The sequence below is a fragment of the Aminobacter anthyllidis genome (assembly GCF_018555685.1).
GTDB classification, from domain to species: domain Bacteria; phylum Pseudomonadota; class Alphaproteobacteria; order Rhizobiales; family Rhizobiaceae; genus Aminobacter; species Aminobacter anthyllidis.
Window position 1 is genome coordinate 15,723 of record NZ_JAFLWW010000007.1, and the last position, 14,216, is coordinate 29,938.

Consider the following 14,216-nt stretch of genomic DNA (forward strand, 5'->3'; position numbering starts at 1 on the left):
CTACACTTTCAGACGGGTGGGGTGCTTTCAAATGACGCATCGTATGTTCGTCGCCTTTGCGGGAGGTGGCGCAAAAGGATTGATACACCTCGGCGTCCTTCGTGCGCTTGAGGCGCGCGACGTTGAGTTTAAAGGGCTTGGTGGGACATCCGCCGGAGCTATTGTTGCCGTCTTGAAGGCGGCGGGGTTGACCGCTGACGAACTGCTTGATCCGAAGACCGGCCGGTCCCTCGTGCAACAGCTGTCAGAAATCGATCCTGGCATTAGAACCCCGCGTGATTTTTTTGGTAGATGGGGCTGGAGAAAAGTTCTCCTTTTCCGTGAGCTTCTTCCGTTCCTCCCAATGTTTTGCCTCTGCACTGCGGGATTGTGCGTTCTTTTGGTCTTCTTCGCAGGCTGGCTGGCAGCCGAGTCGCACTACGTTGTTGCCGGCATCATTGTTATCGCCTTGATGATCGGGGCATTCTTCACAGTTAGGCTATTTTTCGCGGGGTTGGCGCGAACGACGACTTTGTCCTTGGCGATTGGAACTCTATTGCAGAGACGTTTGTTCCCGAGTGAACCGGGGCGCATCGTTGTGATGGAAGACTTTGGCCGCGACGGTCGCCCGACACTGAAAATCGTCAGTGCGAATCTCAGCCGCGGCCGACTGCAGTTATTTTCACCGGAACGCACGCCAAAGGTGCCAGTATCGGCTGCCATTGCAGCGTCAATTTCGCTTCCCGTAATTTTTGAACCACTGTTCGTGGATGGAGATCTCCATATGGACGGCGGAATCGTATCCAATCTGCCTGCTTGGTCGTTCGACGAGGAGCGGGAGTTAGATCCGGATGCCATCACACTGGCAATCGAAATCCAAACCGCGACGGAACGCCGTCTGCTTTCAAAATTCAATTGGCTTGCGGCCTTCATCCAAACGGGTCTTTTTGGTTCGTCCGAACTCAACCTCAGAGCTGCTGGCCGGGCGGAACGGCTCGTTCTGTCAACTAGCCTCAGTCTTCTCCAATTCGACCTTACTGCGGCTCAGGCAATCCAGGAGGTGGAGGATGCCGAACGCGCAGCGCTAGTGAGCCTCGACAAATGGCTGTTCCGCAGACCGGAAGCCTATCGCAATGCCTGCAAGACTACGAAGGCGCTAGTGGATGACGTCCTTGAAACTGTGCTCGATCAGCGTGATCCGCGCGTCAGAGTGGCGATTGCGATACCAGACAAAGGCTTCTTCAAATCGTTGAGGCTTCGCTATTCGACCGGCTATGACAGCTACCATGACGAGGGTCTTCTGGTACCTATCGACGGTACAATTGCTGGCCATGCCTGGCTAAGCGGGGATACATTGTTCGAAATCGCGCCGCTTCCCCAAGAGTTCCGGATGGACGGACCGGAGAACCGTCTCCGTAGAAAGGCAGCCAGGCAGGATTTGAAATGGATGCTCTGCGTCCCCATTTCCATTGGTGGGGATAAACGCCCGCGGTTTGTGGTCCAAATCGACGGTGGCAATGTGATGCCGCAAGACGGGCGCGTTGACACGGTAATCACCCGGATAGAGAATGACGCTAAGGAGTTCTTCGGCCTGCTGGCCGAATCCCTGCATGAGTTGGAGGACTCGGATGGCTTGGAAAAGTAAAAGCTTTGTCCACCGCGAGAGTACGAAAGCGTTTGCCAAAAAGGTCGACACCGCAGCCTCAAAGCATAAGACTGCTATGAGCACCGTTGTCGAGGAGGCGCGGGCGCTTGCTCTGGATCGAGAAGCGGCGCTCAAGAAGATCGCCGATCCGCAATTGCGTAAAAGCGCTGCGCAGTGACGGAATGAGTGTAGTTGGCATCGGCCTCGATCTCATCGAGATTGAGCAATTTGCCGCGCTCTACAAAATCGACGACGTCGACCTTTTAAGTCGCTGTTTCACGATACAGGAACTTGCCGATATCGCAGGAAGCCCGAATTGGGTTACGCGACTCGCAGCTCGATTTGCGAGCAAGGAGGCGGTTCTTAAGGTTCTCGGTGGTCTCCAACAGGGAACTGCATTGACGGATGTGGAGATTGTGCTTGTCGACGGTCGTCCACAATTGCGTTTGTCGGGGGGCGCCCAGGCGCGCGAGCAGGCTCTCGGGATCGCTGCTTGGCACATAAGCTTGTCGCATACCGCTACAACCGCAGCCGCCGTTGCCGTTGCCGTGCGTTAGGCGCTGACACCGAACTCGGTCAGGTTCCACTTTGGAGGGAGGAAAAGGGGCTCAAGGCCACCGTGTTGACGAAATGACTGCTTGATGCGAGTGCGGCCAGCCGCTCCGACATACTCAGGGTGCGAAACACGTGAATATTTGCTGATCTCGCAAAACAGATTCTGGCAATCGATTAGTTGCAGACGTCGTTCACCAAGTGACTTGAACGACAAATCGAGGCGCTCGAACTCCAGTTCCTGACGGTCACACATGAGTTCGATAATATCCGCCGGATTATAGTCATTGGCGTTTTCGAAGCATTTCGAGATACCATCAAGGGCGCCCGGGCCTGCGACCACAAATTCCGATTCCTGATGGTCCACCACGGTGGAGTAGTTAATATCAATTGCCAATTGATAGCCGAGAAACGGCCCAATTGACGGATAGGATGTCAGCACATTAAAAATATGCCTCAGAGACGTAGAGGCAATGAGGCTTTCTGTAATGTCCTCACTGAACATCTTGTCGATTAGAGAAAGATGACCGCGATGCTTTACTCCGTCCGTGTTAGCGATTTTTACCGGTGGCATTATATACGCGCCTGAATAGATACGCCCACCATTTGCCATGATCTGCATAAGGACGCCGTCATAGAGGTTTCGATTATAAGTACTCGTATGAATTTTGCCTAATTGCGAGGCAAGAACCTCCCAAGTCTCAATCTTGTTGAAGATCTTAAAGAGTAAAGTGCGGAAGACCGTCTCGATGGGGCTCGGATCGAGCTCGGGATTGTAGATGACGTGCTTGATCAGATATTGGCTGACGCGATCAGTAGCCCTGTAGGCATTTGTAAAGCGAAACTGCCTCAAGATCGGATCGTCCGTCCACGGGCCTTCCTGACCGGCGATCCGTTTGAATAGAATTTCCTGCCGTTCTGCAGCAAATCGCCAATAGGCATCGAAAACAGGCGTTGGCCGCAATCCGGCAACGCGGTTCGAACTAATCGTGGAGTTTTTGACAGACACCGAACATTACGCTTCGACGGAGGCTTCTGAGTCCAGTGCGACATCGATAGTTTTCATGAGCGCCTGAAAATGCGGATCGCTTCTTTTGGCTTCGTCGGCTTGCGCGACGCCTACAAACACGTTGAGACGTTCGAGCTTCAAGTGCATTTCGTGTGCCATAAACTTGCCTAGCCGACTTAGGCCGAGATAATTGCCGTAAGCTTTCCGAATGATCTGCTGGGTGGCATAGAACGCGTTCACGATCAAGCCGTCATCATCCGAGAAAGTGAAGCTGACCTGCTGAAGGCATGGAAACTCGAGCTGGGCCGTGGATGAGTAGTCGCGGTATGGATCAAAGGTTGTCGCCTGCCATTTTGAGCGCCGTCCATGTGGATTGCGTTCGTATTCCTTCAAGATCCAATCAAGCTGGTTAAGGCCGTTGTTGCCGCCTTCGTAATCCACAAGCCTCTGAAAGTAAGAACCCCTTCTGTTATTGCGGGGGTTCAATTCCTGAATCCGCGGGAAAGCCTCACGGTAGAGGTCGAAAAATTCTTCTCGATTGCCGCCAGAAAGCAGGTAGTGCTTCTGAGGGAAAATCGTAAACGCGACATTCTCGCAGTCGCGTTTGCCGATATCCCCAAGCATCTGGTCCAAGCCGTTGCGGATGGCGTGGTTTTCTTGTGGGTCGCCGTTGGCACCGAAGCCGGTGAGAGAGAAGATCAATGGCGAAATCGATCGAGTACCTGGCCTCATGAGTTCTTGGACAATCGTTGCCCAGCCCACGGATAGGTTATCCGCATCGATCAGCCGAGGCGTCGAGGATTTAGTCATCTGCTTCCTCCAAATACCGATACTTTGCAAGGCCGACATATTTTTCCGGACCGATTCTCACTGTCAGATCGCGTAGTCCGACACGAAGCCTTCCACTACCTCGGGAAATGGCTTTGAAGAGAGAGAAGTCGTTCACATCTTGGACATGCCGCAGTTTGTCAGTTCCGACATCCGTCAATCGCGGGAGAAGGATACCGTTGCCGATCTCGAGATCGACCACAGATGCCTCCGAGTGACGGTCAACAATCGAGAGAGCGCTCAGGCCTGAGTTGGGCACAATGTCTTCACGAATTCGCTGAGGTGTCCAACGTGACAATTCCGCAAGCCGCTGCTTTGATAGTGCGGTCATGATGTAGGTCAGATGAGTAAGCAGCGTCGTGTAGCCGACACCGAATTCGCTGGCCACGGTCGCCAACTGGAACGGGCTCGCGGTCTCAATTTTCCATTTTCTGACTGCAAAAGCATGACGAATTCCAAGGGTCGGCATCAATAGAAAGGCCGAGAAGGCATCAGCGAGTATCTCCTCCGGCTTCTCGGAGGATTTGCGCTCGTCTTCCTTGAGTTCGTCAACCGTGGAGCCGTGACCAAATACGTGATGGCCGGCCTCGTGACCGCAGGTAAACGCTCTACGTGGCAACGGCCGCAAAGACGAAAGTAGCATCATTGCGGGTGGCCCTTTCTTGTAAAAGCCCTCCATGCTGATATCGACAAAACGCACGCGGATGCCGAGTTTTTCTGCCGCATCATAGACGTCGATCGGTTTGATCTCATCGGCGCCGACCCGGTCTCGTGCATCTGTTGCGGCCTGTGCGCCTTCGAGAATCAGGCTACGTTTGTTCATTGCCGCCGCCCGAGCTGTTTTCGTCATCATCCTTTCGAAATACGGCGAGCGCGCGCATCAAACTGTTCAAAGCTTCCGGACTGAGTTTACTCAGTTCGCGAGCGGCAAGTTGCAGCTTTGGATCAGACGGGTTCATTTTGTCGGGGCTTTCCCCGGCCAAATATGCGACCGATACGTCGAATATCTCTGCAAATCGCATCAGTTCGCTTGCGCTCACACGTCGATTACCTGATTCGATCTCGCTGATGGTCGGGCGGTGCATTTCGAGTATCTTGGCGACTTGGCCTTGGCTCAGCCCCGATAGTCGCCGCGCTTCTTTGATGCGTGCCGCAATTAGCAGCTCTTTATCCAATTCGCTCATCTCCTATTCCGCTGCGACGGTTACCGCAGCCTTGCTGACATGTTTGGCGAGGACGAGGTCGATACTCTGATTGATCGTCAAGAGGGTCTTGCCGTCGAGAGTGCCGAAGATATGGACGTCATTCGGAATGATGACGTCGAGCTTCTTCGCGAGCCAACTCGTCGCGACCGACCAGGTCGGGCTATCGAAATGCTCTAATACCTTGGCCGGTACATCGCTGCCACTCAAAGGAGGCAGAGTGTCCCCGCAGGCCGCCTGAACACGACCTAAGACCGAAATAAGGGCATCCTTGACATCATCGCGAGTCATATGTACGAACTCCTTACCGATTGGTAAGATAATCTTACGCTTTCAATTTTGCAAGCCCTACCGAAACGGGCGGCCAAGCCAGCGAGACCAACTTGTCGTCTGTGGGTTTTTTTGTAGAGTGACGACTGGGCAGGAGATAACGATGCAAAGCCACGTAATTGACTCTACCACACTGCTGCGATGGCAGCAGGAGCAGTTCGCTCATGATCAACGCAACCACACTGACATTATTGGTCTTTCTCGTGTCGACAAATTGAAGCACTATGGTCTTCATTTTGCAAAGTATGCAGGCCGAATTGCTCGCGCTGGCGGGGACAGTACCGTCACGTTGAAGACGATGGTTGATGCAGCACTGGTTTGCCTCAGTGCCGCGAATGCTCTCTCGCAACGCTTCGACAGAGTCGTCGAAACAGACAATTTGCCTACCAAATATCGCATTGGCCTGCTCGCGGATATCGCCGATGCTGGTGGGCGGTTCTCGGATGCTTGCGAAAAAATCGACCATATGGAGGATTTCCTCTCAATTGCCCGCGAAGCGAACATCGATGTGCTGCGATGGGTTTGGTGTGTCGCGAGCGAATTCGGTGCCGACCTCCAGACTGAGATCATAAAACGCCGGCAGCAACTCGCCGAACGTCAATTCCTCATCGCTCGCCATGCCCGATGAACCCGCCTCGTTTCCTTCTCGTGACGGATACGCATCTTGCGGATGGGGGGAGCGAGCTCCGGCTTGATGACCTGTCAAAGACCACCGTTCGTGATATTGGCCATCCGACCCGCGAGGGAGAAATCGGGAAGCTTTTCGAAAGGATCGCGAACGATCTGCGTCAGAAGGAGCAGCGCCTCGATGGCGTGCTCTTTGCGGGTGACGCTCAGCGAAAAGGGCTCCCTGGCGGCCATCAGATCCTCTTTGATTTGATCCTAGCGAACTTCGGTGAGTTCGGAATAGAGCCCGGACGAATTGTTGCAACGCCTGGCAACCATGATGTCAAAAAATGGTCAGACCCAGGCTCGACAGAACGCTACGAGGCCTTTGCGGCCGTCTGGAAAGCCAATGGCTGCATCGTGCCTTGGCTAGACGGCTTTGATTCCAGAAACATTGTCGATGCCTCAAGACATTTTCTCGTAGGGCACGACAATCGCTGGATCGTCTATCCGTTGAACACAAGCAATTGGTCGCAGATTCAGGCCGAGTTGCCGACGGATCTCGCGGCCATCTGGAACGAGATTCCAGCGCGGCTGTCAGTGGATCCTGCGGAGCAAGAGCGATTGAGTTCGGCGTTAAATGGCCTACGAAGCTACGACATGGCTCATATTTCAGATGCTCAACTCGAGGTGATGAGAAGGGTGATGGCTGACGCACCCCATCCCGTATCTGGGCCGCAGCTTCGGATCCTTCTTATGCATCATCATCTTCGCGCGCCTGGCTTACGTGTCGAATTGAAGGCCTTCGAAAGTATCTCCAATCTAGAGCAGGTCAGACGGTTCATTAGGCAGGCAGAAATCAATCTTGTCATACATGGTCACAAGCATGAACACGCGGTTCATTTTGAGCATTTCGGTGAGGAGCGCGAAGAAGATGCACGCCGTGTCGCTGTGCTTTCTGCTGGCGCAATGGATCATGGTCGCGATACAGATGCTGCCCGAATCTTGGCAATTGAAGGCATCCCATACACGCCCGAACTTCAATCCACTCGCTTTGGGTTAGCCCGCGGCGGTCTAGATGCGCCGATGGACGTGGAGAAGCCGATTCGGCTTTGGACGACGACATCGTTAACGGACGGACCTGAGATTATTCAGGGTAGCGACTTCAACGAAGTATATGCGCGCGCATCTAACGCGGCCCGCCAAATCGTGCCCCGGGGAACGTTGGTTGTACATCTCGATCTTCCGGGGAACTCGGCGCAACTGGATTTGCCCGCAGGATATCCGGAAGCCAATAACATATCGGAAAACGAGCGGCAGGAGTGGCTGCGGGAGATCGTGGATTGGTGGCAGTTGCCGCAATCTCATCGCGATAAGAATTTTCCCTATCCGCACGGGTCTCGGCTTCGGCGCTACGGGGGAGTGAGTGATCAAATTGAACGTTTGGCGACTATGCTTGAGAGTAGTCGCTCGTCACCAACGCTCTCTTCACGCGCGCTCGCCATCCTCGTCGATCCGATTCGAGATTTCGATGCCGGGAGTGACAGGGAGGCGTTTCCCTCGTTCACCATGCTACAGATCAAGAAGCGCCAGAGGAGCAATAACGCCCTGCTCGACATCACCGGTTTCTATCGCGCTCAGGAGTTCTCGCAGTGGTGGCCAGTTAACATTGCGGAGTTGCGGGCAATCCAGGTAAAGCTTTGCAGGCGGGTCGGCTTAGAACCGGGCCGGATAACGACTATTACAACGGAAGCCCGCCTTGACGAGAGGGCTCCTGGTCAGGTCCACGTGCCGATCTTTGACCGGTGGCTGGATCAGGCACCGCAGAACCTATTCCTCCTTGCGGGCATCCTCTCCCAGCAAATCCAGGAACATCCGAACGCCAAAGATTTGCTTGGTCAGTGGCGGCAGGCGCTCAGAGACTTTCTCGTCGTCGCGCAAGCTCGGAGTACAGATGGGTCGCCTATTTCCTCTGAGGGACTGAAGGCTCTTCGGGACTACATCGCGGCCCTAAGTCCCGCGGACCGACCTCGCCCGCAGTTCTTTTCCTCTTTCGTATCACTTGTCGAACAGAGTGAGCAGTTCGAAAGATCTGCCAAAGATACCAGCAGTTTCGAGATCTGGGCTAGGGTCGTCAAGCGCGTGGTGCCGGAAATCTTAGACGCGACGACAAGCGATGGCCCGTGATCTGCATAGCCGAATGGCGAATGATTCCTATGATGGTAGTTGATGGCGCTGGGCGCCTACTCTCAGACGGAAAAGGGTGCAGCGGTCGGCGGCCTGGGCGGCGGCCATAGGCGCTGCCGTGGCAAATGATCCGGTGCAAGGCGCCGTTGTCGGTGGCGCCGTCGGCGCCGTTGCCGGTGCGTTGATCGGCCGGGCCAATGAACCCGGACCGCGCCCCTACCGGGATCGCTACGGGAAAGTGTATGCGAAAGTCTTTGGTGGGGCGGCAGCGTTGCTCGCTGCCCGGCCGGCGATGGCCAGTGACGCGGTGTTGAGCGAACCGGCGCGCTACAATCCCAATTTCTCTTTCGTCGGCGTCGTCGGCGTCATCGACATCGAGGCCAACGAGCTAGTCCGGCGGGAAATCTTCCTGGCGGGCTCCGTCGAATGCTTAGCATCTCGACAGCTTTGGCGGCTGGACCTCGTATCATGCCGCTTGGCGAGCCACTGGCCGGCTTAAACGCGACCGAAAAGCCGAGGTCGCCGACAAGATCGAGATGGGCCGACAATGTTTCCATTCTACTGGTCGAGCACGACATGCGATCCGTGATGCGTCTTTGCGACCGAATCGATCCTCGAGAAGTGAGCTGCGCAACACTCCGATCCGAAACATCTCGCGCCCTGGCGCTCGGAATGGCCCTGCCGGCCCGAGATGCGTCTCGCCTGGCAGCCGCCGCCTCAACCCATCGTTGATTTGCAGGTCCTTGGCACGCTGGCAATTTGGCGGACCATGTATCGATCAATGGAGCGGATCAGCTTCTTCTAATGACCGCCGTTTACGTCGCACCTGATTTCCTTCAAGAAGAGATGCAAGAGCGTTCGATCCGGCACTGACCCTTAAGCGGGGGGGTGAGCCGATGCCGGACCGAACCGTCTCAGGGCAACGCCGGCTTTCTGGTGGGAGATTGCGAGCAGGTCGCGGCTAAAACGTGGCGATAATGTGTCACGAAATCACCGATTCCAACACGCACTTCGAAAATGTGACTAGACGTTTGGGAAACGGCGCAGCGCAGCTGGCTTTGCTAGAGGTCTGCAGTTCGGCCGCGAAAGTGCGACTTTGGCTGTGGGAAGAGAACTGACCAGTTACAGCGATCGGATGGAGGATGGGGAAACGTTCATTCACAACAGTGAGTCGGTAGCACGACGGGCGACATATACGGCGGCCAGCCGCCGCGGCTCGACCGGCGCGGACTCGACCAGATCCTCAGGCCTTAAGACTCACAATGGCACTGAGTGACGCGATCATCTTGCGGTTGTCCTAGCCTCCCCGAGCGACGCGGACGATCGCCAGACTTGCCTGGTCAGGTAAGACGACGCGGCCCCATCGCTCGCTGTCGCGTCGACCCAGGTACTCACAGAAATGGTGAGTTCTGAGTGGCGGCCGCGAGAACTCCTGAATGCTCAGACGATCGCAAGTAATGAGTCTATGGTGCGCTGTCTTTGCGCTCGTCGCCATAGCCGCCCATCTTAGCAGATGGGAGCGACCGGCTGATCTTCACAACGTAGCTGTCGGTCAACAAGGCCTGAACGAGTTAGCGGTGGCAGCACCGGCTCGACTATCCCCAACCGCCCGAAGGAGCCGGCGAGCACAAGGACCCTAGCGGACGCTGCCATGCTATCGCCACGCGGGCGCCGGACCACCCGAAGATCAGGCAGCAGTCGAGGAGCTCAAGGCGAAAGACATTCCGGTTTTCGCCGTTTCCGACTTCGCCGCCGGCGTGCGCGAGAGCTATATCGGCCTCAACAACCGCAAGGTAGGGGGGGGCAGCCGCTTGGATGTTTTCCACGGTCCCAAAACGGCCCGGCAAGGTGGCGGTCTTCGTCGGCAGCCACCGCTTGCAGGGGCACGAGCTCCGCGAAATCGGCTTTCGCTCCTATTTCCGTGACAACGCGCCGAGTTTCGAGGTGCTCGATACGCTCGTGAACCTCGGGAAGCGGCAGATCACATACGAGACCACGCTGGATCTCATGCACGGCAACCTGAGCTCGTCGGCTCCTGTATGGTCGGCGGGGCCAGGGGGCCATCAGGCGCTCCGCGAGGTGGGCAAAGGTCAAGACCTTGTCGCGATTGTGAATGAAATCATGCCGGAGTCGCGGTCGGGCCCTGAGATCGTCGCGATGGCGGTCGCCACGCCACTGCGCCAGCTTTGCCAGGAGCTGATCAGGCTGATGGCCCGGGCCATCAGCACCGGCATCGCGGCGACGCCGGGGCAGACATTCTGCCGTTCGATATCATCTACCGGAGATATGAAACTGATGGAATTCTATCATGAGCGCCGAGTTTCCTTTCGCGAATGAAAGAAAGCTCAATTGACTCTCCCGGCCCATTCCGGTCTCGTGAATCAACGTGCGGTTGCGGCGTGTAGAAGTCAGTCGACGGTCGCGATTCATGAAAGGAAACCCATGGCAAGGCATCGCACCGCTGTGCACTCGACCACTTTGCAGCGCCCCGACTTACGGCCAAGGCGTTTTTCGCGCTTGCCCGTGACCAGTCAAAATCCGCAACCAAGCGGTGGATCCGGCTTTCAACGCCGCCGACAAGGACATGCTCGGGGCGTCCGACAACATGAAAGTGTCGTTCATCGGCGTACCCGTTCGCGTCGATGCGAACGTCGTGGGCACGCCGGCCATCGACCGCATCTTGGACAACAAATCAGGTTCCCTCCTCGATTACGACCTCCGCCTCCTCACCACAATCGCCAATCTGGTTGGGCAGACAGTGAAGCTGCATCGCATGTTTCTGGCAGCGAGAGCGTCAATCGGCAGAAACGACTTTGACTGCTGCCACGGACAGTGTTTTTCCGCGGCGCCGTGGAAGAGCGGACCGGGCAACAAGGTGCTGCAACTGGGGCCGATGATGCCAGACAGGCCGGCCACGCGGCCGACTGAGGCTGCTCCTTGGGCCGCCGCTACGGTCCCGTCCGTCCTCAGCGACCAGGCACCGCTGGCGTCTGCCAGCGCAGCCTCTTTAAGAGTGCGAGTATGTAAGATCGCGAGCGTGTCATCGCGGCCGTGGAGAGATGTGGCTCGGTGCAGGCAAAGGCGGCGCCTGCTTCGACTGACGCCGCGCCAGATTGGATACACGCTGAGGAAATACGGCATCAGATCAAGCGTTCTTGAAAGGCCTACCGAGGCAAATATCAGGGACAAATCAAGTTAGTGGTTAGGCGGAGCCTTGGCCCGATGACGAGTGGATGCGGACCTGAGCGTCGGGTCAATCCGACCCGGGAGGACAGCCCGCCCGACCTCGAGGGTCAATGTGCTGACAACGGCGGTGTGAACGCATCGTCGGTCGGCCATGTGCTCTTGACCATCAGTTCATCGCGGATTCCCTCTGCGACTGAAACGGAGAAAAACATGTCCGATGCAAAACTTCAGAGTGTGCTTTCGTCTCTTTCGCAAGTGGCGAGAAAGTTAGATGCTCTGCCATCCGATAGACCAGCGCCGGATTCAAGTTGGGTAAAACTAAACACGAATGAGAACCCGTTCCCGCTTCCAGCAATCATAATGCAAAGCGCGATTGCAGCTCTCGAACGGCAGTATCTATATCCAGAAGACGATAACATCAGCTTGAGGGAAGCAGCCGCGAATGCCTACATCGTCTCCACGGATCAGGTGATCGCCGGCAACGGATCGTCTGAACTGCTTGGACTTGTCTACAGAGCTTTCCTTGCCCCGGGGGATAGCGTGGCGATGATGTCGCCAGGGTTTTCGTTCAACCGCAAACTTGCAACGTTGCAGGGTGCTCAATTTGTCGAAATCGAATTTAGCGAAGATCATTCCTTGCCGATGGAGCAATTGCTCTGCGGTCCTGCAAAGGACGCCAAGTTCATTCTATTAGCTAACCCGAACAACCCGACCGGAACGTTCGTTCCGGTGGCCGATATCGAACGCTTGGTAGCGAAATCGGACCGCTTGATCGTGCTGGATGAGGCCTACGTCGACTTTGCACCCGAGAATGCTCTACGCCTCATCAATCGCTATTCGAACCTTCTGGTCTTAAGAACATTTTCGAAAAGCTATGCTGCCGCCGGCATTCGCGTCGGTTTCGGTTTCGGTCACCCTGAAATTATCGGCAGGCTACGCAACATCCAGAACGTCTTCAACATGAATGTGGTCGGGCATGCGGTTGGTATCAGCGTCCTTGCGCACCGCGCCGCCTATGCAGACAACCACAGACACATCAGGCATGAACGACGGCGAGTAACGCTCGCGCTGTCGCAACTTGGATTTTCCGTAATCCCTTCCCACGCAAACTTCTTGCTTGCCCGCGTGCCAACGGGACAGGACGGCTCATGGTGGCAATCAGCCTTTGCAAGGCAAAAAATACTTGTTGCCGTCTTTCCAGATAAAGGTTTGGAAAATTACATCCGCGTCAGCATCGGTACAAAAGAGCAAATGGATGCATTTCTTTGTGCCGCTGGTCGTATTTGTAGAATAGTTAATATGTCAATTTGCCCGTATTAGGTTGCATGAGCCTCCGCTTGAGCATTTCGCAGGCAATAATCCGAGCGATTACACAAGCGAGAAATCTTTAAATTGCTTGGAATACGCAAGCAACCGGACTTGTTGCGTCAAAAATGGAGACAATATCATGGATAAGGCCTTTCCTTCAGGCCTAGCTGTCGGCATCTTCGATCATCTGGACGAGGACGGCCCCGATATCGCCCGACAGTACGAAGATCGCCTGATGTTAGCGGAGGCGTGCGATCACCTTGGGTTCTATGCATATCATCTCGCAGAGCACCATTGTACCCCACATGGGAGAGGTCCCTCACCGAATCTGTTCTTGTCGAGCGTAGTCCAGCGAACCCGTCGCCTTCGTGTCGGCCCGTTGGTAATGCTGCTTGCCCTCTATCATCCGCTACGTGCGTTCGAAGAGATCTGTATGCTGGACCAATTGAGCGGTGGCAGGCTCGAACTTGGGATAGGGCGCGGCTCGCTCCCGATCGAATTAGGTTACTTCGGGATTGGCTCGGACGCGGCGCCAAACCACTATGCGGAAGCCAGCGAAATTCTTATCAATGCGCTGAAGGGCGGCACGCTATCCTATCAAGGTCGCCATTTTGAGTTGAACAGCGTTCCGCTGACGCTAAGAACTCATCAGCGTCCACATCCGCCGACTTGGATCGCCACCAATCGACCGGAATCGGCAGGCTGGGCCGCTGCGAATGGCATGAACATCGCGTGCGTGGGACCTTCCTCTTCCGTTCGAAGAATCACTGATGCCTTCCGCGCCGGTCGAGAGCACACCAGTGAGGCGGACGACCAAGCGCCATTTCTTGGATTGCTCCGAATGGTCGTGATTGGGCGCTCTGAAACAGATGCACGTTCACTCGCCGCACCTGCTTACGAACGGTGGCTCAAGAGCTTTAAATTCCTTTATGATCTCAATGGCATGCCGACTCCACCAAACCTGCCGCTGACCTTCGATGCAGCAATCGAGAAGGAATTGTGCGTAGTAGGAACGGCAGCATCTGCGGGACAAGCTCTTCTTGATCAGCTGGAAGCGGCAGGTGCAAACTACCTCCTTTGTCAACCGGCGTTTGGGAATCTGTCGTTAGATGCTTCCCTATATACCGCAACGGCGATTCAATCCGCAATTATGGCTCGAGTTGGCTAACCCCGGTTCGAACGTTCGCTCACCCAACAACGTGCCAAGCGGCATGCGTCGCTAGCGACGACTAGGTGCGGGTTTCGGATGACCCATCAACCGGTTGGCACAGAGGCATGCGGCTTCCTCCTCAAAGCGGCGTGTTGTTCATAGGCGACAGCGACCATGTATGCCGCATTCTCACCCCTCGGATAGGGCCTTCATGTCCTAGGTGTGAGCTTTCAG

At 55.6% G+C, this 14,216-nt stretch carries 13 protein-coding genes and 3 pseudogenes; 11 read left to right on the top strand and 5 right to left on the bottom strand.

Annotated elements, in window-relative coordinates; all coding sequences use genetic code 11:
* Positions 1 to 31 precede the first annotated feature (31 nt).
* The 3 genes from J1C56_RS22980 to J1C56_RS22990 are packed head-to-tail and all read left to right on the top strand — an operon-like array spanning position 32 to position 2,181.
* Positions 32 to 1,624, top strand: a complete 1,593-nt coding sequence (locus J1C56_RS22980; RefSeq protein WP_214392389.1) for a patatin-like phospholipase family protein — start codon at positions 32 to 34, stop codon at positions 1,622 to 1,624.
* Positions 1,608 to 1,802: a hypothetical protein gene (locus J1C56_RS22985; RefSeq protein ID WP_214392390.1), complete on the top strand. Its 195-nt coding sequence runs from the start codon at positions 1,608 to 1,610 to the stop codon at positions 1,800 to 1,802. Before J1C56_RS22980 ends, J1C56_RS22985 begins: the two co-directional genes overlap by 17 nt.
* A gap of 4 nt (positions 1,803 to 1,806) precedes the next feature.
* Entirely contained in the window at positions 1,807 to 2,181 is a 375-nt protein-coding gene (locus J1C56_RS22990) for a holo-ACP synthase (protein ID WP_214392391.1), read from the top strand.
* Here J1C56_RS22990 and J1C56_RS22995 read toward each other — a convergent pair.
* From J1C56_RS22995 to J1C56_RS23015, 5 genes are read right to left on the bottom strand one after another with little or no spacing between them, the layout of a single operon-like run.
* On the bottom strand, positions 2,178 to 3,185 hold the full coding sequence (locus J1C56_RS22995) for a nucleotide kinase domain-containing protein (protein WP_214392392.1): 1,008 nt from the start codon (positions 3,183 to 3,185) through the stop codon (positions 2,178 to 2,180). The two genes, J1C56_RS22990 and J1C56_RS22995, sit on opposite strands and share 4 nt — an antisense overlap.
* A gap of 6 nt (positions 3,186 to 3,191) precedes the next feature.
* Complete coding sequence (locus J1C56_RS23000; RefSeq protein WP_214392393.1) at positions 3,192 to 3,995, bottom strand: thymidylate synthase; 804 nt, start codon at positions 3,993 to 3,995, stop codon at positions 3,192 to 3,194.
* Entirely contained in the window at positions 3,988 to 4,836 is an 849-nt protein-coding gene (locus J1C56_RS23005; RefSeq protein WP_214392394.1) for an ImmA/IrrE family metallo-endopeptidase, read from the bottom strand. The genes J1C56_RS23000 and J1C56_RS23005 overlap by 8 nt, the downstream gene beginning before the upstream one ends.
* Positions 4,823 to 5,197 (bottom strand): helix-turn-helix domain-containing protein, encoded by a 375-nt coding sequence (locus tag J1C56_RS23010; RefSeq protein ID WP_214392395.1) that lies wholly within the window; start codon positions 5,195 to 5,197, stop codon positions 4,823 to 4,825. Before J1C56_RS23010 ends, J1C56_RS23005 begins: the two co-directional genes overlap by 14 nt.
* Before the next feature lie 3 nt (positions 5,198 to 5,200).
* A complete protein-coding gene (locus J1C56_RS23015; RefSeq protein ID WP_214392396.1) occupies positions 5,201 to 5,506 on the bottom strand; it encodes a hypothetical protein in 306 nt (101 codons plus the stop codon).
* A 142-nt stretch (positions 5,507 to 5,648) separates the two neighbouring features.
* On the opposite strand from J1C56_RS23015, the gene J1C56_RS23020 reads away from it, so the two are divergent.
* The 8 genes and pseudogenes from J1C56_RS23020 to J1C56_RS23050 all read left to right on the top strand — a co-directional run bounded on the left by J1C56_RS23020 (position 5,649) and on the right by J1C56_RS23050 (position 14,000).
* Positions 5,649 to 6,173: a hypothetical protein gene (locus J1C56_RS23020; RefSeq protein WP_214392397.1), complete on the top strand. Its 525-nt coding sequence runs from the start codon at positions 5,649 to 5,651 to the stop codon at positions 6,171 to 6,173.
* Positions 6,170 to 8,338, top strand: coding sequence for a metallophosphoesterase (locus tag J1C56_RS23025; protein WP_214392398.1), 2,169 nt, complete (start codon positions 6,170 to 6,172; stop codon positions 8,336 to 8,338). Before J1C56_RS23020 ends, J1C56_RS23025 begins: the two co-directional genes overlap by 4 nt.
* Before the next feature lie 42 nt (positions 8,339 to 8,380).
* Positions 8,381 to 8,582, top strand: a pseudogene (locus J1C56_RS23030) (glycine zipper domain-containing protein); the annotation flags it as partial.
* Between the two features lie 1,571 nt (positions 8,583 to 10,153).
* Positions 10,154 to 10,675 carry a type 1 periplasmic-binding domain-containing protein gene (locus J1C56_RS23040; RefSeq protein ID WP_214392399.1) on the top strand — a complete coding sequence of 174 codons (522 nt, stop codon included), beginning with the start codon at positions 10,154 to 10,156 and terminating at the stop codon, positions 10,673 to 10,675.
* 190 nt (positions 10,676 to 10,865) lie between these two features.
* A pseudogene (locus tag J1C56_RS33695) lies at positions 10,866 to 11,129 on the top strand (GAF domain-containing protein); the annotation flags it as partial.
* Between the two features lie 236 nt (positions 11,130 to 11,365).
* Positions 11,366 to 11,537, top strand: a pseudogene (locus tag J1C56_RS33895) (helix-turn-helix domain-containing protein); the annotation flags it as partial.
* Between the two features lie 197 nt (positions 11,538 to 11,734).
* Entirely contained in the window at positions 11,735 to 12,844 is a 1,110-nt protein-coding gene (gene hisC / locus J1C56_RS23045; RefSeq protein ID WP_214392400.1) for a histidinol-phosphate transaminase, read from the top strand.
* 127 nt (positions 12,845 to 12,971) lie between these two features.
* Positions 12,972 to 14,000 carry an LLM class flavin-dependent oxidoreductase gene (locus tag J1C56_RS23050; protein ID WP_136617737.1) on the top strand — a complete coding sequence of 343 codons (1,029 nt, stop codon included), beginning with the start codon at positions 12,972 to 12,974 and terminating at the stop codon, positions 13,998 to 14,000.
* Positions 14,001 to 14,216 lie beyond the last annotated feature (216 nt).

Excerpts from the sequence above, each read along its gene's own strand:
- J1C56_RS23005 (WP_214392394.1), bottom strand. The coding sequence starts at position 4,836 with ATGAACAAACGTAGCCTGATTCTCGAAGGCGCACAGGCCGCAACAGAT.
- J1C56_RS23015 (WP_214392396.1), bottom strand. The coding sequence starts at position 5,506 with ATGACTCGCGATGATGTCAAGGATGCCCTTATTTCGGTCTTAGGTCGT.
- J1C56_RS23010 (WP_214392395.1), bottom strand. The coding sequence starts at position 5,197 with ATGAGCGAATTGGATAAAGAGCTGCTAATTGCGGCACGCATCAAAGAA.
- J1C56_RS23040 (WP_214392399.1), top strand. The coding sequence starts at position 10,154 with ATGTTTTCCACGGTCCCAAAACGGCCCGGCAAGGTGGCGGTCTTCGTC.
- J1C56_RS22980 (WP_214392389.1), top strand. The coding sequence starts at position 32 with ATGACGCATCGTATGTTCGTCGCCTTTGCGGGAGGTGGCGCAAAAGGA.
- J1C56_RS22990 (WP_214392391.1), top strand. The coding sequence starts at position 1,807 with ATGAGTGTAGTTGGCATCGGCCTCGATCTCATCGAGATTGAGCAATTT.
- J1C56_RS23025 (WP_214392398.1), top strand. The coding sequence starts at position 6,170 with ATGAACCCGCCTCGTTTCCTTCTCGTGACGGATACGCATCTTGCGGAT.
- J1C56_RS22985 (WP_214392390.1), top strand. The coding sequence starts at position 1,608 with ATGGCTTGGAAAAGTAAAAGCTTTGTCCACCGCGAGAGTACGAAAGCG.
- J1C56_RS23050 (WP_136617737.1), top strand. The coding sequence starts at position 12,972 with ATGGATAAGGCCTTTCCTTCAGGCCTAGCTGTCGGCATCTTCGATCAT.
- hisC (WP_214392400.1), top strand. The coding sequence starts at position 11,735 with ATGTCCGATGCAAAACTTCAGAGTGTGCTTTCGTCTCTTTCGCAAGTG.
- J1C56_RS23000 (WP_214392393.1), bottom strand. The coding sequence starts at position 3,995 with ATGACTAAATCCTCGACGCCTCGGCTGATCGATGCGGATAACCTATCC.
- J1C56_RS23020 (WP_214392397.1), top strand. The coding sequence starts at position 5,649 with ATGCAAAGCCACGTAATTGACTCTACCACACTGCTGCGATGGCAGCAG.